The 18,768-nt window shown below is 68.7% G+C and carries 17 protein-coding genes and 1 pseudogene; 4 read left to right on the top strand and 14 right to left on the bottom strand.

Annotated features, from left to right (window positions below; all coding sequences use genetic code 11):
- Positions 1–53: 53 nt before the first annotated feature.
- Positions 54–398 carry a hypothetical protein gene (locus tag AC6EUH_RS17435; protein ID WP_056430580.1) on the bottom strand — a complete coding sequence of 115 codons (345 nt, stop codon included), beginning with the start codon at positions 396–398 and terminating at the stop codon, positions 54–56.
- Between the two features lie 96 nt (positions 399–494).
- Between AC6EUH_RS17435 and AC6EUH_RS17430 the strand changes: the two genes are divergently transcribed.
- The 3 genes from AC6EUH_RS17430 to AC6EUH_RS17420 all read left to right on the top strand — a co-directional run bounded on the left by AC6EUH_RS17430 (position 495) and on the right by AC6EUH_RS17420 (position 2,301).
- Positions 495–1,343, top strand: a complete 849-nt coding sequence (locus tag AC6EUH_RS17430; protein ID WP_056430577.1) for a class I SAM-dependent methyltransferase — start codon at positions 495–497, stop codon at positions 1,341–1,343.
- A gap of 444 nt (positions 1,344–1,787) precedes the next feature.
- Positions 1,788–1,991, top strand: coding sequence for a hypothetical protein (locus tag AC6EUH_RS17425; RefSeq protein WP_499739423.1), 204 nt, complete (start codon positions 1,788–1,790; stop codon positions 1,989–1,991).
- A 178-nt stretch (positions 1,992–2,169) separates the two neighbouring features.
- Positions 2,170–2,301 carry a hypothetical protein gene (locus AC6EUH_RS17420; RefSeq protein WP_499739422.1) on the top strand — a complete coding sequence of 44 codons (132 nt, stop codon included), beginning with the start codon at positions 2,170–2,172 and terminating at the stop codon, positions 2,299–2,301.
- A gap of 311 nt (positions 2,302–2,612) precedes the next feature.
- Here AC6EUH_RS17420 and bcp read toward each other — a convergent pair whose 3' ends face one another.
- The 12 genes and pseudogenes from bcp to AC6EUH_RS17360 all read right to left on the bottom strand — a co-directional run bounded on the left by bcp (position 2,613) and on the right by AC6EUH_RS17360 (position 16,065).
- Entirely contained in the window at positions 2,613–3,092 is a 480-nt protein-coding gene (gene bcp / locus AC6EUH_RS17415; RefSeq protein WP_056430568.1) for a thioredoxin-dependent thiol peroxidase, read from the bottom strand.
- 69 nt (positions 3,093–3,161) lie between these two features.
- The gene (locus AC6EUH_RS17410) at positions 3,162–3,947 is read right to left on the bottom strand and encodes a winged helix-turn-helix domain-containing protein (protein ID WP_499739421.1); all 786 of its coding nucleotides are present in this window, start codon (positions 3,945–3,947) and stop codon (positions 3,162–3,164) included.
- Between the two features lie 11 nt (positions 3,948–3,958).
- On the bottom strand, positions 3,959–5,302 hold the full coding sequence (allB, locus tag AC6EUH_RS17405; protein ID WP_499739420.1) for an allantoinase AllB: 1,344 nt from the start codon (positions 5,300–5,302) through the stop codon (positions 3,959–3,961).
- Positions 5,295–6,527, bottom strand: a complete 1,233-nt coding sequence (locus AC6EUH_RS17400; protein ID WP_499739419.1) for a glycerate kinase — start codon at positions 6,525–6,527, stop codon at positions 5,295–5,297. The genes allB and AC6EUH_RS17400 overlap by 8 nt, the downstream gene beginning before the upstream one ends.
- Before the next feature lie 3 nt (positions 6,528–6,530).
- On the bottom strand, positions 6,531–8,321 hold the full coding sequence (gene gcl / locus AC6EUH_RS17395; protein WP_056430560.1) for a glyoxylate carboligase: 1,791 nt from the start codon (positions 8,319–8,321) through the stop codon (positions 6,531–6,533).
- Positions 8,322–8,527: 206 nt separating this feature from the next.
- Positions 8,528–9,430 (bottom strand): annotated as a pseudogene (locus AC6EUH_RS17390) (2-hydroxy-3-oxopropionate reductase); the annotation flags it as partial.
- A 45-nt stretch (positions 9,431–9,475) separates the two neighbouring features.
- The gene (locus tag AC6EUH_RS17385) at positions 9,476–10,276 is read right to left on the bottom strand and encodes a hydroxypyruvate isomerase family protein (RefSeq protein WP_499739418.1); all 801 of its coding nucleotides are present in this window, start codon (positions 10,274–10,276) and stop codon (positions 9,476–9,478) included.
- Between the two features lie 228 nt (positions 10,277–10,504).
- Positions 10,505–10,666: a glycine zipper domain-containing protein gene (locus tag AC6EUH_RS17380; protein WP_156367585.1), complete on the bottom strand. Its 162-nt coding sequence runs from the start codon at positions 10,664–10,666 to the stop codon at positions 10,505–10,507.
- A gap of 198 nt (positions 10,667–10,864) precedes the next feature.
- On the bottom strand, positions 10,865–11,680 hold the full coding sequence (locus AC6EUH_RS17375; RefSeq protein WP_056430552.1) for a bifunctional allantoicase/(S)-ureidoglycine aminohydrolase: 816 nt from the start codon (positions 11,678–11,680) through the stop codon (positions 10,865–10,867).
- 24 nt (positions 11,681–11,704) lie between these two features.
- On the bottom strand, positions 11,705–12,991 hold the full coding sequence (locus AC6EUH_RS17370) for a DUF6986 family protein (RefSeq protein WP_499739417.1): 1,287 nt from the start codon (positions 12,989–12,991) through the stop codon (positions 11,705–11,707).
- A gap of 3 nt (positions 12,992–12,994) precedes the next feature.
- Positions 12,995–14,593 carry a malate synthase A gene (gene aceB / locus AC6EUH_RS17365; protein ID WP_499739416.1) on the bottom strand — a complete coding sequence of 533 codons (1,599 nt, stop codon included), beginning with the start codon at positions 14,591–14,593 and terminating at the stop codon, positions 12,995–12,997.
- Between the two features lie 59 nt (positions 14,594–14,652).
- A complete protein-coding gene (locus AC6EUH_RS17360; protein ID WP_056430544.1) occupies positions 14,653–16,065 on the bottom strand; it encodes an NAD-dependent malic enzyme in 1,413 nt (470 codons plus the stop codon).
- A 218-nt stretch (positions 16,066–16,283) separates the two neighbouring features.
- Between AC6EUH_RS17360 and AC6EUH_RS17355 the strand changes: the two genes are divergently transcribed.
- Positions 16,284–17,039 (top strand): IclR family transcriptional regulator, encoded by a 756-nt coding sequence (locus tag AC6EUH_RS17355; RefSeq protein ID WP_056430542.1) that lies wholly within the window; start codon positions 16,284–16,286, stop codon positions 17,037–17,039.
- Positions 17,040–17,137: 98 nt separating this feature from the next.
- Here the strand turns inward: AC6EUH_RS17355 and AC6EUH_RS17350 are convergent, their stop codons facing one another.
- On the bottom strand, positions 17,138–18,643 hold the full coding sequence (locus AC6EUH_RS17350) for a nucleobase:cation symporter-2 family protein (protein WP_056430539.1): 1,506 nt from the start codon (positions 18,641–18,643) through the stop codon (positions 17,138–17,140).
- Between the last annotated feature and the right edge of the window lie 125 nt (positions 18,644–18,768).

Raw genomic sequence — 18,768 nt, 5'->3', positions numbered from 1 at the left:
CTAGGACTTTCCCGGCGGCCGGTTTATGACCTGCAGCGTTTGACCTGCAGCCCTTAGGCCCCCTGCTGGTCCTCGGTGTCGGGAACGGAATCCGGGACGGATTCGACGACGGCGCGCTTGGCCCGGCGGACGCTCAGCCGGTCCAGGATGAGCGCAACAGTGCCACCCAATATGACGCCTCCGGCGCCGCACATGATCATAAAGAAGCCGAAGACGGCGCTGGCGTCGTAACTTTCGTCGCCGGGGAGGCCGTAGGCGAGGAACGCGGCCACGACGAAGCCCACAAGCCCGCCCAGGACCAGGAACGGCACGTACTTCGGCGCCCGGCGCACGGTGATTTCGCGCCGTTCGGGGACGTGCTGCTCGTCTGGGGTGCCGGGGTTTTCGGGGGTAGACATGCCGTTAAGCCTACTGCCACTGGAACCATTGCCTCGGCCCGGGGCGGGGGAGCACACTAAGGGGTGGGGGAGGGCAAGGAACAGCCAAGGAGCGCCATGTCAGCCTCAGCGGAGCAGATCAGGGACCAGCAGCGCAGCACCTGGGACGAGTTCTCCGCAGGCTGGCGGAAATGGGACGCCGAAGTGATGGACTGGCACGCATCCTTTGGCGACGCCGTCATCGAGGAGGCGTGGCTCCGACCGGACTCGGCGGTACTCGACGTCGCGGCCGGAACCGGAGAGCCGGGCCTGACCGCCGCCGCCCTCGTTCCCCGCGGAAGCGTCGCCCTGCTGGACATCTCCGAGGGGATGCTGCGGGTGGCCGCGGAGAAGGCTGCGGCCCGCGGTCTGGCCAACGTGGAGACCGCCGTCGGCGACGCCGCCGCCCTGCCGTTCGACGACGCATCTTTCGATGCGGTCCTCTGCCGCTTCGGCCTGATGTTCTTCCCCAGGATGTCCACCGCCGTGGGCGAAATGGTACGCGTGGCCAAACCGGGCGCCCGGATCAGCGCCGCCGTCTGGAGCCGCGCCGCCGAGAACCCGTGGGCCAGCCTGATCCTCGGCACGATCGCCCGCCATACCGAACTGCCGGTACCTCCGGCGGGCACGCCCGGCCTGTTCCGTTGCGCCGCGCAGGGTTTTATGACCCGGATGTTCAGGGACGCCGGCCTGGTCGACGTCAGCGAGCGGAAGGTCAGCACGGACCTGGTCCAGGACTCACCGGAGCTCTATTGGGAGTTCATGACCGATATTGCGACCACCGTGGCGGTGGGCCTGGCCCGGGCCGACAGGGAAGCCCGGGAACTGATCCGCTCCGACGTCTTCCGGCTGCTGGGCCGCTACGAGCACGACGGCGCCCTCCGCCTCCGCTCCACGGCCACCATTGTGGCGGGGACCCGGGTTTAGGCTGCTGCTGCGCCGTTTTCCGCGCCGTTTTCCGTCTCGCGCCGCGATTTCGGACCGGCGCGGCGCGGATCCGGGGAGCGTGTGTCTGATTCCGCAGCAGTTTTCCGGAAGCGTGTCCGGATCAGCGACGGCAGGACGGGAGTGTCGCCCGCGGAACGCCCGCCTCCGAAAAAAAGCGGCAAACCGTGCGGGACTGGACAGCTCAGACCACGTCCAGGGGACCACCCGCCGGCCCGTGGCACGGATCCGGTCCTCCCGGCGCTTCTCGTCGGTGAGCGCCCGCGCCGGCGTCCGGCCGCGAAGGTACTCCGGATTCCGGTATTTCACGAGGCCGTCGAATTCTCCGCACAGCCGCTCCTCGGGCCAGTCAAAGTCTGTGATGGCCACCAGCCCGCGCCCGTCCCGGATCTCGACCTGAAGGAGGGGAACCCGGAAGCCAAGCCGGTGCATCATGGCACGGCTGACGGATTCGCCCGGGGAACCGGACGCGGGATCGGCAAACCTCAGGGCGGCCCGGATCCGCCGGGCGGCGGCCGCCGTGTAATTACCGTCGACGCCGGCGTCGAGTTCCGCTTTGCTGAGCGGTGCAAGGGTGCTGGGCTGCGGCCGGAGGACGTGGTCGAATACCGCGACGCCCTGCTCAAATGATTCGAAGGCTGCCAGGTCCAAGGCTGTACGCGCGCGGTCCAAGACCAGCAGGCCGTGGCGCTCCTCGATCCGGGCCGAGTCCAAATCGACGAAATGCCGGCGGACCCCGGCACGCGAGCGTCCGCCGCCGGCGTCGGAGGTGCATGCGTGCACTGGATGTTGAAGGCCCAGCACCGGCATGTCCCAGAGCACGCCGGAGGACTGGCGGCAGAAGACCGTGCGGCTCTGCAAAGTGGCGGCCGCCGCCCTGATGAGGAGCGGATACCGGTCCCACGGCGTCAGCGTCTCCCAGTCCTGCGCCCGGACGTAGACGCCCTGCCGGATGCGGCGGAGCTGCCCGGACTTCGCCTTCCGGGCCAGGTCCCGAGCGTCCTGGCCAAGCCGTGAGAGGTCGCTACTGAGAATCAGTTCCGGTACGTCCATGCCACAGATGCTGGTCGGCCAAGACGGTCCGGGCAACGGCCGGTGCAGCGGATGTGGAGAACTTTCCCGCGGCGACTTCGGCCCGGGGCGGCGCTGTCGGAAAAGCGCGGCGAAATCGGACCGCCGCGCCATGGATCCCCGGGGCGCCGGTCCGAAATCGGGGCGCCTGTCCGAGACCGGGCAACGGACATCGTGGCGTCAGATGCCGAGGGCATCCTTCAGCGCGGCGACGTGGCCCTGCGCCTTGACCTGGTACTGCGCCAGCTTGACGTTGCCCTCGGGATCCAGGACCACTGTGGACCGGACGATGCCCTCGGTGACTTCGCCGTTGACCAGCTTCTCGCCCCAGGCGCCGTAGGCCAGCGCCACGGAGTGGTCCTCGTCGGCGAGCAGCGGGAACGTCAGCGCGAAGTCGCCCGTGAACTCGGCCAGGGCCTCGGGGCCGTCGGGGGAGACACCCAGCACTTCATAGCCGGAGCCCTGCAGGGAGGACAGGCTGTCGCGGAAATCGCAGGCCTCGGTGGTGCAGCCCGGGGTGGCGGCCTGCGGGTAGAAATACACGATGACGTTCTTGCCGCGGTAATCGGCCAGGGACACCTTTTGGCCCGCGGCGTCCGGGAGCGTGAACTCCGGGGCGGGGGTTCCGGGCTGGAGCTTGGTGGTCAGGTTGGGGCTCATAAGGATCCTTCGGGTCTGGTGTGGTCTGTCGACTGGGAAAAGGCGGTTTGCTGATGCACAACCACGGTTTCAGATGCTGTATTCCGCCGGCCCGCGCACCTTGGTCCGGGGTCCGGGCACAAACTGGTAGCCGCCGCCGCGGACTGTCGCGATCGCGTGCCGCCCGCGCCGCAGTTTGCGCCGCACGCGCCCCACGTACACATCGATGGACCGCGAGGCCGCCGCGGAGGAATCGAACGATTCGAGGAACATCCGCAGTTCCTCCCGGCTGACGGTGCGCGAGCAGTTCTCCACGAGGTGGCGCAGCAGCCTGAACTCGACACCGGTCAGGGCCACCGGCCGGCCGTCCAGCAGCACCTCGCCGGCGGCAAGGTCTACGGACACCAGGGTGTCCGGACCGGCCGACGGCGGGAGCCGGGGTGCGCCGCTATCTCCCGGGAAGTCTTCCGGGGAGTCCTCCGGAACGGACGACGACGGCGCCCGGGTTCCGCTGCCGGGTGTTCCCGCCGGTCCACCCTGCGGGAGGGGGGTAGCAGCGGAGGTTGCAGCCCCGGCGGCGGGCCTGACGTGGACTCCCGCCTCCGGGGCAATCTTCAGGGCGCGCGCCAGCAGCAGTTCCGCGGCACGGGCCATCACGGCCTTATCAATGTCCTGTCCGCCGCCCGGCGCAACCCAGACCGCCAGGCCGTGGGCCTTGAGGGCTGGGCCCGCCTGAACCGGCCCCGCCTGAACCGGACCCGCCTGAGCCGGCCCCGCCTGGGCGCGCTCCGACGGGACAGGCGCCGGGGTGACGGGCGTCGGCTTCGCCGGGGCCGCTGCGCATATGCCGCGCGGGGCATGTACTTGGACTGCCACGGTCATCTGCCTCAGACGCCGCCGCGGCGGATGAGCTTTCCACCGGGGGTCTGGCCGTCGATCTCATGCCCGCGCAGGAATGTCCTCCGGACCACACCGGAGAGCGCCTTGCCGTCGTAGGGCGTGATGGGGTTCTTGTGCTTGAGCTTGGACACGTCCACCACGAAGGCCTCGTCGGGCGCGAAGACCGAGAAGTCCGCGTCGAACCCGAGGGCCAGCTGGCCCTTGGTGGAGAGCCGGGCCAGGGCGGCCGGCTTCTCGGCCATCCAGGACACGACCTGCTCCAGGGGAATGCCGCGGTGCCGGGCCTCCGTCCAGATCAGGGACAGGCCCAGCTGCAGCGACGAGACCCCGCCCCAGGCCACGGCAAAGTCGCCGTTTTCCAGGTCCTTGAGGTCCAGGGTGCTGGGCGAGTGGTCGGAGACGATGCAGTCGATGGTCCCGTCCTCCAGGCCCTTCCACAGCAGCTCGCGGTTGGCGGCCTCGCGGATGGGCGGGCAGCACTTGTAGGCGGTGGCGCCGTTGGGGATTTCCTCGGCCATGAGGGTGAGGTAGTGCGGGCAGGTCTCCACGGTGAGGTGGACGCCGTCGCGCTTGGCCGTGGCGATCATCGGCAGGGCGTCGGAGGACGAGAGGTGCAGGATGTGGGCGCGGGCGCCGGTCCAGCGGGCCCGTTCAATGACCTCGGCGATGGCCTTGTTCTCGGCGCCGCGGGGGCGAGAAGCCAGGAACGTGGCGTAGTGGTCGCCGCCCGGGTGGGGCGCGCGGTCGATTGCATGGGAGTCCTCGGCGTGGACGATCATGAGCGAGTCGAAGGACTTGAGCTCGGCCATGTCCTCTTCCATCTCGTCCGCTTCCAGGTGCGGGAACTCGTCCACGCCGGAGTGCAGCAGGAAGCACTTGAAACCGAACACGCCCTCGTCATGGAGTCCGCGCAGCTCCGCCTTGTTGCCTGGCACGGCCCCGCCCCAGAACCCGACGTCGACGAACGCCTGGTCCTCGGCCACCTCGCGTTTGAGCTTGAGTCCTTCCACGGTGGTGGTGGGCGGGATGGAATTCAGCGGCATGTCGATGATGGTGGTGACGCCTCCGGCTGCCGCGGCGCAGGTGGCGGACGCGAATCCCTCCCACTCGGTGCGGCCGGGCTCGTTGACGTGGACGTGCGTGTCCACCAGGCCCGGGATCAGGGTTTCGTCGTCGGCGAGTTCAATGACTTCCGTGCCGGAGAGCCCGTTGCCAAGCGGCACGATCGCGGCGATCCTGCCGCCGCGCACACCCACCTCACGGGCCGCGATACCGGCCGTCGTGAGGATGCGCCGGCCACGGACGACAAGGTCAAAGTTTTCTTCAGACATTGAGTGGCTCCTTCGTGCGGGCACTTTCCGCCGGCGCGGTGCCGGCGCGGGTCAGGTCCGCCAGTTCCGCGCCGATCTGCTTGCCCACTTGTTCAAGCAGGGGTCCTGCTTCGGCTATACACAGTTCTACCTTGGCCTCCAGCGCGGTCAGGGGGTAGACCTGCCGGAATCCGGAATCCTTCTGCTGCTCGGCCGTCAGCGTGGTCCGGCCGCAGACGGCCACCACCGGCACGCCCGCCCGCGCGGCCGCCCGGGCAACCCCCAGGGGCGTTTTGCCGAGCAGGCTCTGTTCATCCAGGCTGCCTTCGCCGGTGATCACCAGGTCCGCGCCGGCCAGCCGGTCGGCCAGCCCGGTGAATTCCAGTACGACGTCGATGCCGGGCCGGCGGGTCGCGGCCAGTACCGCGATCGCCGCGTAGCCCACCCCGCCGGCGGCACCGGCGCCTGGAGCGGCCGCGGCCTTCAGCGCCCGGGGTCCGATCTCGGCTGCGAGGGCGTCCACAAAGCGGGTTAGGGCCGAGTCGAGGACTGCTACGTCCTCCGCCGTGGCGCCCTTCTGCGGGCCGAAAACCGCCGGGGCGCCTTCCGCGCCGAGCAGCGGGTTGTCCACGTCGCTGGCCAGGACGAAGCGGGCACCGTCCAGCCGGGAATCGAAGCCGGAGAAATCGATCCGGTCCAGCCGGGCGAGGGCCGCGCCGCCGGGCGGGAGGTCGGCGCCGTCGGCGTCGAGGAGCCTGGCGCCGAGTCCCTGCAGGACGCCGGCGCCGCCGTCGGTGTTGGCGCTGCCGCCGACGCCGAGGATGATCTGCCGGCACCCGGCGTCGAGCGCTGCCCGGATCAGTTCCCCGGTGCCGAGGCTGGTAGCGCTCTTGGCGCTGGCCGAATCCGGCCGGCCGCCCGAGCCCCCTTCGCCGGTCCCGGCTGGGCTGCCGGGCAGGACGGCAAGTCCGGACGCGGCGGCCATTTCGATGACGGCTTCCCGGCCGCGGACCGCGAAGTCCGCCCGGATCCGCTGCCCGGTGGGGCCGCTGACCACAGCGCTGCGGCGGGTGAAACCGGAGCCGACGGCGGCGTCGAGGGTCCCTTCGCCGCCGTCGGCCACCGGAATCCGGAGGACGTCAAGGTTGGAGCCCGTCGCCGCCTGCAGCCCGGCCTCGACGTGCCGGGCGACGTCCGGGGCGGACAGCGACCCCTTGAACTTGTCCGGAGCTATGACTACGCGCATGTCTTAGGCCTGCAGGGCCAGGATGGCGGTGGGGGCGTCCTCGCGGGTCTCGGCCAGGGCCTCGAACTCGTTGACGGCGTTGATTTCCACGCCCATGGAGATGTTGGTGACCTTCTCCAGGATCACCTCGACCACCACGGGAACCTGGAACTCGCCCATGATGGCCTTGGCCTTGCCGAACGCGGACGCCAGGTCGTTGGGGTCCTCCACCCGGATGGCTTTGCAGCCCAGGCCCTCGGCTACCTTGATGTGGTCCACGCCGTAGCCGCTCGCGGTGGCGGAGAGTCCGGTGGAGTTGATGTTCTCGAAGGCCAGGGACACGTTCTGTTCCATGTTGAAGCCGCGCTGGGACTGGCGGATCAGGCCCAGGTAGGAGTTGTTCACCACCACGTGGATGTACGGCAGGTTGAACTGGGCGCCCACGGCCAGCTCTTCGATCATGAACTGGAAATCGTAGTCGCCGGAGAGGGCGACGACGGTCTGGTCCGGTTTTCCGCGCACGACGCCGAGCGCGGCCGGGGCGGTCCAGCCCAGGGGGCCGGCCTGGCCCGCATTGATCCACTGGCGGGGCCCGAACACGTGCAGCATCTGCGCGCCTGCGATCTGGGACAGGCCGATCGTGGAGACGTAGGTGGTGTCCTTGCCGAAGGCCTTGTTCATCTCCTCGTACACGCGCTGCGGCTTGATGGGAATGTTCTCGAAGTGGGTCTTGCGGTGCATCGTGGCCTTGCGCCCGGCGCATTCGGCGGCCCAGCCGGAGTAGTCCGGCAGGGTGCCTGCCGCCTGGCGTTCGCGGGCGAGGTCAACCAGGCCCGCCAGCGCCGCGCCGGCGTCGGAGGCGATGCCCAGGTCCGGGGAGAACACGCGGCCGATCTGCGTGGGCTCGATGTCGATGTGGACGAACGTGCGGCCCGCCGTGTAGGTGTCCAGTCCGCCGGTGTGGCGGTTGGCCCAGCGGTTCCCGATGCCGATGACGAAGTCGGAGGCCAGCATGGTCTCGTTGCCGTAGCGATGCGAGGTCTGCAGGCCCACCATGCCGGCCATGAGCGGGTGATCGTCGGGGATGGCGCCCCAGCCCATCAGGGTGGGGATGACGGGCACGCCCAGCAGTTCGGCCAGTTCCACCAGCTCTGCGGACGCGCCGGCGTTGATGACGCCGCCGCCGGCAACGATCAGCGGGTGCCGGGCGGCGGTGAGCATGTCCAGCGCCTTCTCCAGCTGTTTGCGGCTGGCCCGCGGCTTTTCGACGGCCAGGGGCTCGTAAGCGTCGATGTCGAATTCGATCTCGGCCAGCTGGACGTCGATGGGCAGGTCCAGCAGCACCGGTCCCGGCCGGCCGGAGCGCATCAGCTGGAAGGCCTTCTGGAAGGCGCCGGGGACCTGCCCCGGTTCCAGGACGGTCATGGCCATTTTGGTGACCGGCTTGGCGATGGACTCGATGTCCACGGCCTGGAAGTCTTCCTTGTGCAGTTTGGCCACGGGGGCCTGCCCGGTGATGCACAGCATGGGGATGGAATCGGCCCAGGCGGCGTAGAGTCCGGTGATCATGTCCGTGCCGGCGGGCCCGGAGGTGCCGATGCAGATGCCGATGTTGCCGTCCTGGGACCGGCTGTAACCGTCAGCCATGTGGCTGGCGCCTTCCACGTGGCGGGCCAGGGTGTGGCGGATCCCGCCGTGGTTCCGCATGGCGGAATAGAACGGGTTGATGGCCGCGCCTGGCAGGCCGAACGCCTCGGTGGCGCCCTCCTTTTCCAGGATGGCGACGGCAGCGTCTACGGTGCGCATCTTAGTCATGGGGTGCTCCTTGAAAGTCTGATTTTGGGTGTGCTGAAGGGAGGCCCGGCGAGCGGTCGCGGGGCACTTTGGGGGAGTCGGCGTCGTAATCCACGACGGCGGCCGGCGTGTCCGTGTCGAAGTGCCCCCGGACGGCCGGTTGGGTTGCGCCCGACGACGACTGGGCAGCAGCCGGCGGGCGGCGGGCCGCTTAGTGGCGGCCTGCGCTACTTCCGGCCGGAGAGCTGCAGGACCTGCTTGAAGAGTCCGGAGTGGTCGAGTCCGCCGTCGCCCTGGCTGACGGTGGCGGCAACGAGCTGAGCGACGACGGCGCCGAGGGGGACGGCGACGTTGGCTTCGCGGGCGGCCGAGGTAACGATGCCCAAGTCCTTGTGGTGCAGGGCCAAGCGGAAGCCGGGGTCGAAGTTGCGGTCCAGCATCTTCTGGCCCTTCTGGTCCAGGACCTTGGAACCGGCCAGGCCGCCGCCCAGGACCTTCAGGGCCGCGTCCGTGTCCACGCCGTAGGCCTCAAGGAAGGCGATGGCCTCAGCCAGGACCTCGATATTGACGGCGACGATCAGCTGGTTGGCTGCCTTGACGGTCTGGCCGGAGCCTGCGGGGCCGACGTGGACGATGGTCTTGCCTACCGCGTTGAGGACATCCTGGGCGGCCTCGAAATCTGCCGCGTCGCCGCCCACCATGATGGACAGGGCGGCGTCGATGGCGCCCTGCTCGCCGCCGGACACCGGAGCGTCCAGAGCGCGGATCCCGGCGGCCTTGGCGTCCTCGGCGAGGCGCTTGGCGACGTCCGGGCGGATGCTGCTGGCGTCGATCCACAGGGCTCCGGACTTGACGTTGGCGAAGACGCCGTCGGGCCCGCTGACGACTCCCTCGACGTCGGGGGAGTCCGGCACCATGGTGATGACGACGTCGGCGTCCTTGACGGCGTCGGCGATGCTCGTGGCGCCCCGGCCGCCTTCGGAGACGAGCTTGTCGATTTTGTCCTGGCTGCGGTTGAAGCCGGTGACGGTGTGGCCGGCGTTGACCAGGTTGATGGCCATGGGCAGGCCCATGATTCCGAGTCCGATGACTGCAACGTTGCTCATGATGGTTCTCTTTTCTGAAGTCTTTTTAGCGCGGGTGTGCTGCGTGGCGGGTGCGGGTGCGGGTGGGGACTAGCGGGCCACGCGCTGGCGGATGGCCCAGGCAAAGGCGGTCTCCGCCGGTTCCTTGTACTCGAGGCCGATGTAGCCCTCGTAGCCGAGTTGGCGGCTGCGGGCGATCCAATCGCCGAGGGGAAGCTCACCGGTTCCGGGAGCCCCGCGGCCGGGGTTATCGGCGATCTGGATGTGGCCGAAGTCCTTGGCGTGCTTTTCAATGACGGCGGGGACGTCGTCGCCGTTGACCGACAGGTGGTAGAAATCGGCGAGGAGCCGGATGTTCTCCGCACCGGTTTCCGCCTTCACCCGGGAGATGACCTGCAAGGCGTCGTCGGCCGTGAGGAGCGGGTAGCGCGGCGCGCCGCTGACCGGCTCCAGCAGCACGGTGCCGCCGATGCCGGCAACGCCGGCGGCCGCGGCGGCGAGGTTCTGGACCGCCAGCTCGTCCTGCGCCTCCGGGGTGTGCTCGTCCTGCCGGTTGCCGTAGAGCGCGTTGAAGGACGTGCAGCCGAGCCGTCCGCCGATCCCGGCGACGACGTCGATGTTGTCCTTGAACTCGGCGCAACGGCCCTTCCAGGACACCAGGCCCCGGTCCCCGGCCGGCATGTCGCCGGCGTTGAAGTTGAGCCCGGCGAGCTGGACGCCGGCATCGGTGATGGCCCGCTCAAAGCGGGTCAGTTCGGCATCGCCGGGCACCGATGAGGCGAAGGGCCACCAGAACTCGACGGCGTCAAAGCCGGCGGCCTTCGCCGCGGCGGGCCGCTCGAGGAGGGGCAGTTCGGTCAAGAGGATGGAGCAGTTCACGGAGTACGTCATGGCGGGTTCTTTCCGGTGAGGGCGGGAACTGGATACCGGGCGTCGTTGCCCGTCTGTCGCTTCCAATTCAGGTTTCTTTATATTTTCCGCTTTGTGGAATCTTAATTCTGCTTTATGAAAAGTGTAGGGAAGGTAGGGCAGGTCAGTCAAGGGGGTGGGCGACGTGGGGAATCAAGGCGCGGAGTGCGCGGGAGGCCGGGGCCCGGCAGTGCGGGGCGCGGGATATCTCTACCGCTTCGTGGGGTCTTTCCGGGCCGCCAGGCCTACCAGCGCCCCGACCCCCAGCCCGATCAGCAGACCGGTGAACGGTTTGTCGGCAGTGACCACTCCAATGACGAGACCAAGGGCCGCGCCAAGGAGCATTCCGATCCACAGGGACTCGTACTTCACAGCCTCAGGCTAGCAAGCATCGCCGGGCGCACAAGGGGGCACAAGGATGCGCAAGGGGCCACTGTGTTGGGGGAGGCAGCCGACGTGCCGCGGGGCGCCGTCGAACGCCATATGGCATCCGGCAGCGCCCCGGGCCGCCCTCCCGGGGTGGGGCAGTGACGGGTGTCCGGCCGGGCGGGAGCAGCGCAGGGAACTTGTTTAGGTGAGGCGGATCTGCCGGTTGACGTCCTTGTAGAGCAGGTAGCGGAACGGGCCCGGTCCGCCGGCGTAGCAGGCCTGCGGGCAGAAGGCGCGGAGCCACATAAAGTCGCCGGCCTCGACCTCCACCCAGTCGTCGTTGAGCCGGTAGACGGCTTTGCCCTCCAGGACAAAGAGTCCGTGCTCCATCACATGGGTTTCGGCGAACGGGATCGAGCCGCCCGGCTGGAACGTGACGATGTTGACGTGCATGTCGTGGGCCAGATCGTCCGGATCCACGAAACGGGTGGTCGCCCAGGCGCCGTTGGTGTCCGGCATAGGCCGCGGTTCGACGTCCTGGTCGCGGGTCACGAAGGACTTCGCGGTGAAGCCGTCCAGCGGCTCGTAGGCCTTGCGGATCCACTGGAAGCTGGCGGCGTCCCCGGCGGAATCGTTGGAGACCTTCCAGTCCGAGCCGGCGGCGAGGTAGGCGTAGCCGCCGGACTCCAGGTGGTGGATTTCGCCGTCGAGGGTCAGTGTCAGTTCGCCCTTGGTGAGGAAGATGACGCCTTCGACGCCGGCCTCCGCCTCGGGCTTGTCGCTGCCGCCGCCCGGCGCCACCTCCACGATCAGCTGCGAGAAGGTGGTGGCGAACCCGGCGATGGGGCGGGCGATGATCCAGGCGCGGGTTTTGGTCCAGCCGGGGAGGTTGCTGGTGACGATGTCGCGCAGCACCCCCTTGGGGATCACGGTGTAGGCCTCTTTGACGACGGCGCGGTCGGTGAGGAGCTGGGTCTGCGGCGGCAGGCCGCCTTCGGGGGAAAAGTAGGTGCTCATTGGGTCACTCCTGTGTAAATGGGGTCAGTGGTTGTGGGCGGCGGCCGGCTGGGCCAGCCGGGGGTGCGCCAGGGCGGTCAGCCGGGGCAGTGCGAGGCCGCTCAGTTCCAGGACTTCCTCCGCGCCGGCGGCACCGCACTGGATGCCGCGCAGCACGAAGGCCGCGAGGGCCCTGGCCGTGGCGGGTTCGTCCATCACGCCGCCATCGGTGCGCTCCACATAGTTGCGGAGCCGCGCGGCGGCGGCGGGAAGACCCTGCCGGTAGAACGCGTAGGTGGCGGCGAAGCGGCTCGGCAGCTGGGCGGGGTGGAGGTCCCAGCCCTGGTAGTAGCCGCGTTCCAGCGAGCGGCGGACCAGGCGGCCGTGGAGCCGCCAGGCGTCCTGCACCCCGTCGCCGACGGGGATGACGTTGGTGGACCCGTCGGAGAGCCGGATGCCGGTGCCGGCCACGGCCAGCTGCATCACTTCCTTGGCGTAGTCCGCCACCGGGTGCTCCATGGACTGGTATTCCGCGGAGATCTGCAGGGACGCCGAGTAGTCGTAGGTGCCGTAGTGCAGGGCGCTGATCCGGCCGGGAACGGCGTGCGGCAGCTGTGCCACCGGGGAGGTGCCGTCCGGGCCCAGGATCAGCTGCGGCGTTTCCACCTGGACCTCAAAGCGCAGGCGTCCGGCGGGCAGCGAGTGGACCTCCTCCAGCCGGGACACGGCGTAGTCCATCGCCTGCACCTGGGCCACGGTGGTGACCTTCGGCAGGGTGAGGACCAGCCCCTCCGGGAGCTCGCCGGCGGCGGCCAGGCCGGAGACGAACAGGTCCAGGGTGCGCAGCCCGCGGGCCCGGGTGGGCGCCTCGAAGCACTTGAACCGGATCCCGATGAACGGCGGGGCACTGCCGTCGGCCACCGCGGCGGCCACGGCGGCCGCGGCAGTGACGGCGTCCGCGTCCTCGGCGTCGTCACCCCGGTCCCCGTAGCCGTCCTCGAAGTCCAGCCGGAGGTCCTCGATCGGCTCGCTGCCGAGCTTCGCGGCCACGCGGGGGGCGACGGCGCCGGCCAGTGCGGGATCCTGGCCGAGCAGGGTGCAGAGCTGTTCCAGTCCGCCGTGGGCGTCGGCGGCAGCCAGCGCCTGGGCGCCCCAGCCGGCGGCGAACCCCGGAGTGAAGCGGTCGGCCGGGACATAGACGGTGTGCACCGGCTGGCGGGTGCCGTCGTCGCCCGGGTAGTTACGTTCCAGTAGCTCATCCGTCGCCGCCAGCTGGGCATCGATCCTGCCCAGGTCCGCCGCGGAGAGCGCCCCGGAGGGCGATGCAGCCATGGCTCAGCCCACCAATTCGTAGGCCGGGGTGGTGAGGAAGTCCGTGTAGTCCTCGGAGAGGCAGATATCGCCGATGAGCTTGCTGGCGGGCAGGTAGTGCTTCGCGAACGCGTCCTCGCCCACCTCGCCGCGGAGCTTCTCCGTTTCTTCGGCCAGGATCCCGGTCACCAGCTCGCGGGTCACGGTCCGGCCGGTGTCGGCGAGGACCACCTGGTTGCGGATCTGCTGCCAGACCTGCGAGCGGGAGATCTCCGCCGTCGCGGCGTCCTCCATCAGGTTGTGGATGGCGACGGCGCCGTTGCCCGAGATCCACACCGCGGTGTAGGCGATGGCGACGTAGAGGTTCAGGCGCAGGCCGGCCTCGGTGACCGTGCCGTCGGCGGAGGCGACGTCCAGGAGCTGGTCCGCGGTGACGGAGACTTCCGGGCGCTGCTTGTCCAGCTGGTTCGGCCGGTCGCCCAGGACCGCGTCGAAGACGTCCCGGCAGACCGGCACCAGGTCCGGGTGGGCCACCCAGGAACCGTCAAAGCCGTCGTTTGCCTCGCGGGTCTTGTCCGCGCGCACCTTCTCGAAGGCCTGGGCCGTCACCTCGGGTTCGCGGCGGTTGGGGATGACGGCTGCCATGCCGCCCATGGCGAAGGCGCCGCGGCGGTGGCAGGTCTTGACCAGCAGCTCGGTGTAGGCGCGCATGAACGGCGCGGTCATGGCCACGGTGGCGCGGTCCGGCAGCACGAACCGCGGGCCGGCGTCGCGGAAGTACTTGATGATGCTGAACAGGTAGTCCCAGCGCCCGGCGTTCAGGCCGGAGGCGTGGTCGCGGAGTTCGTAGAGGATCTCGTCCATTTCGAACGCCGCGGGGATGGTCTCGATCAGGACCGTGGCGCGGATGGTGCCCTGCGGGATGCCGAGGTAGTCCTGGGCGAAGACGAAGATCTCGTTCCAGAGGCGGGCCTCAAGGTGGCTCTCCATCTTGGGCAGGTAGTAGTACGGGCCCTGGCCGTTGTCCAGCAGCCGCCTGGCGGTGTGGAAGAAGTGCAGGCCGAAGTCCACCAGGGCTCCCACGGTGTGCTCGCCGCCGATCAGCAGATGGCGCTCGCTCATGTGCCAGCCGCGCGGGCGGGCCACGACGACGGCCAGCGGGGCATCGGTCCGCAGCGTGTATTCCTTCCCCTCTGGGGAGGTATACGCCAGCGTGCCCGCCGCGGCGTCGCGGAGGTTCAGGATCGATTCGATCACGTTGGACCAGGTGGGGGTGCTGGCGTCCTCGAGGTCGGCGAGCCAGACCTTTGCCCCGGAGTTGAGGGCGTTGATCGCCATTTTCGCCGGTGCGGCCGGGCCCGTCATTTCCACCCGGCGGTCCTGGAGGGCTGCGGGGGCCGGGGCGACGGTCCAGTCTCCCTCGCGGATGTCCCGTGTCTCCGGCAGGAAGTCGAGCCGGCCGGTGCGGGCCACTTCCTCCCGTTTGACCGCACGGGCCTTGAGGAGCTCCCCGCGGGTGGCGGCGAACCGCTGGTGCAGTTCCTCGATGAAGGCCAGCGCCTCCGGGGTGAGGATCTCCTCCGCGCGGTCTACGGGGCGGTGGGCTGAAATTGTGAGAGCCATTGTGGTCCTTCCTGTTCGGTGAGTCAGGCGGTGAATCAGGCGCTTGGTCAGGCGGCGGATCAGGCGTGGGAGAGAGCTGCGGCCGGGGCCGCTGCGTGGGCGGCGGCGGCAACGGCCGCGGCGACATCGGAGGCCACGTGGGGGTCGAAGACGCTGGGAATGATGTAGCTGGCGTTCAGCTCGTCGTCAGCCACCCGGTTCGCGATTGCCTCGGCGGCGGCCACGAGCATCTGGGGGGTGATGTCCGACGCCCCGGCGTCCAGCAGGCCGCGGAAGAATCCGGGGAACGCCAGAACGTTGTTGATCTGGTTGGGGAAGTCGCTGCGGCCGGTGGCCACCACGGCGGCGTGCCGTGACGCGACCACGGGGTCGATTTCCGGCGTGGGGTTGGCCATGGCGAACACAATAGCGTCCTTGGCCATGGAAGCCACCTGCTCTTCGCCGATCACGTGCGGTGCGCTGACGCCGATGAAGACGTCGGCTCCCCTGAGGGCCTCGTGCAGGGTGCCGGAGAAACCCTGTTCGTTGGTGTTCTCGGCGATCCAAGTGCGGTGCTCGTCGTCGTACTGTTCGCCGAAGTGGATCGCTCCCGAGCGCCCGGCGGCAATGATGTTGCGCGCGCCCTGCGCCTTGAGCAGCTGGATGATGGCCGAGCCGGCCGCGCCGACGCCCGACACCACAATCCGGACTTCGGGGAGCTTCTTGTCCACCACGCGCAGGGCGTTGGCGAGGGCCGCGAGCGTGACGATGGCGGTGCCGTGCTGGTCGTCGTGGAAGACCGGGATGTCGAGTTCCTCGCGGAGCCGGTTTTCGATCTCGAAGCAGCGCGGCGCGGCGATGTCCTCGAGGTTGACGCCGCCGTAGACCGGGGCGAGGGCCTTGACGATGCTGATGATCTCCTCGGTGTCCTGGGTGTCCAGGCAGACCGGCCAGGCGTCGACGTTGGCGAACTGCTTAAACAGTGCCGCCTTGCCTTCCATGACGGGCAGTGCCGCGGCCGGGCCGATGTTGCCGAGGCCCAGGACGGCGGACCCGTCGGTCACTACGGCGATCGTGTTGCGTTTGATGGTCAGGTTCCGGGCGGCCTCGGGGTTTTCCGCGATGGCCAGGCAGACGCGCGCCACCCCGGGGGTGTAGGCGCGGGAGAGGTCGTCGCGGTTCCGCAGCGCGACCTTTGGGACAACCTCCAGCTTGCCGCCGAGGTGCATCAGGAAGGTGCGGTCGGAGACGTTGCGGACGGTGACGCCGTCGAGCGCGTTGAGCGCGTCCTTGACGCGGGCCGCGTGGTCGTCGTCCGTGGTGTTGCAGGTGACGTCGACCACCAGTGTCTCGTGGTGGGATTCGGTGACGTCCAGGGCGGTGATCGCGGCGCCGGCGGCTCCGACGGCGGCGGCCAGCTCGGACGTGGCGGTGAAGCTGGACGGTGCCTCCACGCGCAGGGTGATCGAATTTCCGGGGCTCGGATTCGCCATTGAATTTCCTCCTAGTCGGCCCGCGGACGGGCGCTCTCTGCAATCACTTATTTCGTATTATGGATATTATTATCTACTTTGTGGAAATACAAGCCCCGAATGTGACTCTGACGCGGCGTCGACGGCGGGCAGGCGGTGCTGTATCTTGGGTCTACTAAGCACTTTTTTCACGATGCGGATAAAAGTTGTCGCAAGCGAACTCTCAGGAGACCCAAGCCATGGCGGAAAAAGCCCCCGGAGGCGTGCAGTCCGTTGAACGCGTTTTCGAACTTCTGGAACTGATCACTGATGCCGGCGGCGACGTCACCCTCAGTGAACTGTCTTCCTCCACCGACCTGCCGCTGCCCACCATCCACCGGCTGCTCCGCACGCTGGTCACCCTCGGCTACATCCGGCAGCTGCCGAACCGCCGCTATGCGCTGGGCCCGCGCCTGATCCGCCTGGGTGAGGCCGCGAACAAGCAGCTGGGCGCGCTGGCCCGGCCGGAGCTCCAGTCGCTGGTGGAGCGGCTCGGGGAAACCGCCAACATGGCGGTGCTGGACTCGGACATGGTCATGTACGTGGCCCAGGTCCCGTCGCTGCACTCCATGCGGATGATCACCGAGGTGGGCCGCCGCGGCTTTATGCACGCCACCGGCATGGGCAAGGCCATCCTGGCCCAGCTGGACGACGAGACGGTGCGCGGCATCGTCACCCGCAAGGGCATGCCCACCCCCACGCCGAAGAGCATCGGCGACGTCGAATCCCTGTTTGCGGACCTGAAGCTGATCCGGGACCGCGGCTACTCCATCGACGAGGAGGAGCAGGAGCTCGGCGTCCGCTGCTTCGCGATCGCCATCCCCAATGCGCCCACCCCGGCCGCGATTTCCGTCTCCGGCCCTGTGTCCCGGGTGGACGAGTCGTTCGCCGCAAGGGCCGTGCCGCTGCTGCGCGAGGCCGCCCTGGCGATCTCGCAGGACCTCAACAAGGCCTGAGCCCCGGCATTCAAACTGCGGCCCGCGCGGCCGCGCAGCGGCCCCTTTTCCTTTCGGGAAAGGGGCCGCTGCATTCATAACGGTGGTGCCGCCGGCCGTCAGTGCTCGGATTTCGACGCCGACTCCACGGGGACTTCCTTGCCGTCGCAGTCGATCAGCTTGCCGCCCTCGAAGCGGTCGCCGTCGGCCAGGCCTTTGAGGTCCTGTTCCTTCACGATTCGTCCGGTCCCCGCCACGAACACGGACTGGTTTTCCGAGTTGCCCGCCTTGAGGTGGTTGAAGAGCAGGTTCAGCAGGATGGCCATCACGGCCGCAGAGCTGATGCCGGAGTGGAAGATGGTGGCGAACCACGACGGGAACTGATCGTAGAAGGTCGGGGCGGCGATCGGGATCATCCCGAAGCCGATCGACGCGGCCACGATGACCAGGTTCATGTTGTTCTTGTACTCCACCTTCGCCAGCGTCCGGATGCCGCTGGCGGCCACCGTGCCGAAGAGTACGACGCCGGCACCGCCCAGTACCGGTGTCGGCACCGCGGCTACCACCCGGCCCAGGACCGGGAGGAGGCCCAGGATCACCAGGATGGCGCCGCCGGCGCTGACCACGAAGCGGCTCTTGACACCCGTGATGGCGACGAGCCCCACGTTCTGGGCGAAGGCGCTCTGGGTGAAGGAGTTGAACAGCGGCGAGATGGCGCTGGAGAGCATGTCGGCCCGCAGGCCGTCGCCGATGCGCTTGGAGTCCACCTTGGTGCCCACGATTTCACCCACGGCAATGATGTCCGCGGACGTCTCCGTGAGGGTCACCAGGATGACGATCAGCATCGAGATGATCGCCGCGACGTGGAACGTGGGCGGCCCGAAGGCGAACGGGGTGGGGAACGCCACGATGGGGCCCTGCGCCACCTTGGAGAAGTCCGTCATGCCGGCAATAAAGGCGATGACCGTGCCCAGCACCATGGCCAGGAGAATGGAAAGCCGCGAGATGGTGGCGCTTCCCACCTTGCTCAGCAGCAGCACGATGGCCATGGTGGCCGCCGCCAGCCCGATGTTGGCCACGGAACCGTAGTTGGGCGCGGCCTTGTTGCCGCCCATGGCCCAGTTCGCGGCCACCGGCATCAGGGTCAGCCCGATGACGGTAATGACCGTTCCCGTGACCACCGGCGGGAAGAAGCGGATGATCTTGGAGAACAGCGGTGTGATGAGCAGGCCGATCAGCGACGCGGCAATCACCGAACCGAACACGGACTGGATCCCGCCGCCCTCATCCACGATCGCCACCATGGTGGAGACGCCCGCGAACGAGACGCCCTGGACCAGCGGAAGCCGGGAGCCGAAGAACGGGATGCCGATGGTCTGGAGAATGGTGGCGAGGCCGCCCACAAAGAGGCAGGCTGCGATCAGCAGGCCGATTTCCTCGGAGGGCATTCCGGCCGCCGCGCCAATGATGAGCGGGGGTGCGATGATGCCGCCGTACATCGTCAGGACGTGCTGGAGGCCGTAGGCGAAGGTGCTGCCGATCGGGAGGCGTTCGTCTTCGGGCCGGTCGGACTGTGTGCGGCCGGAGCGGGACTTGACCGCGGACGGCTTCTTTTTCATGTTCATGGCAGACTTTCTTGGTTCATGGCAGACGTCTTTGTCTGGCTAACAGTGTCTGGCTAACAGATGTGGCTTGGTGGGGTACTGGCGGCCTGTTCCGGGGCCGGCGCTGGGGCTGGCCCTGGAACAGG

This window comes from Arthrobacter sp. 001422645, from assembly GCF_059816125.1.
The sequence above is the reverse complement of the archived record's forward strand: the minus strand, read 5'-3'. Positions and strand labels throughout refer to the sequence as shown.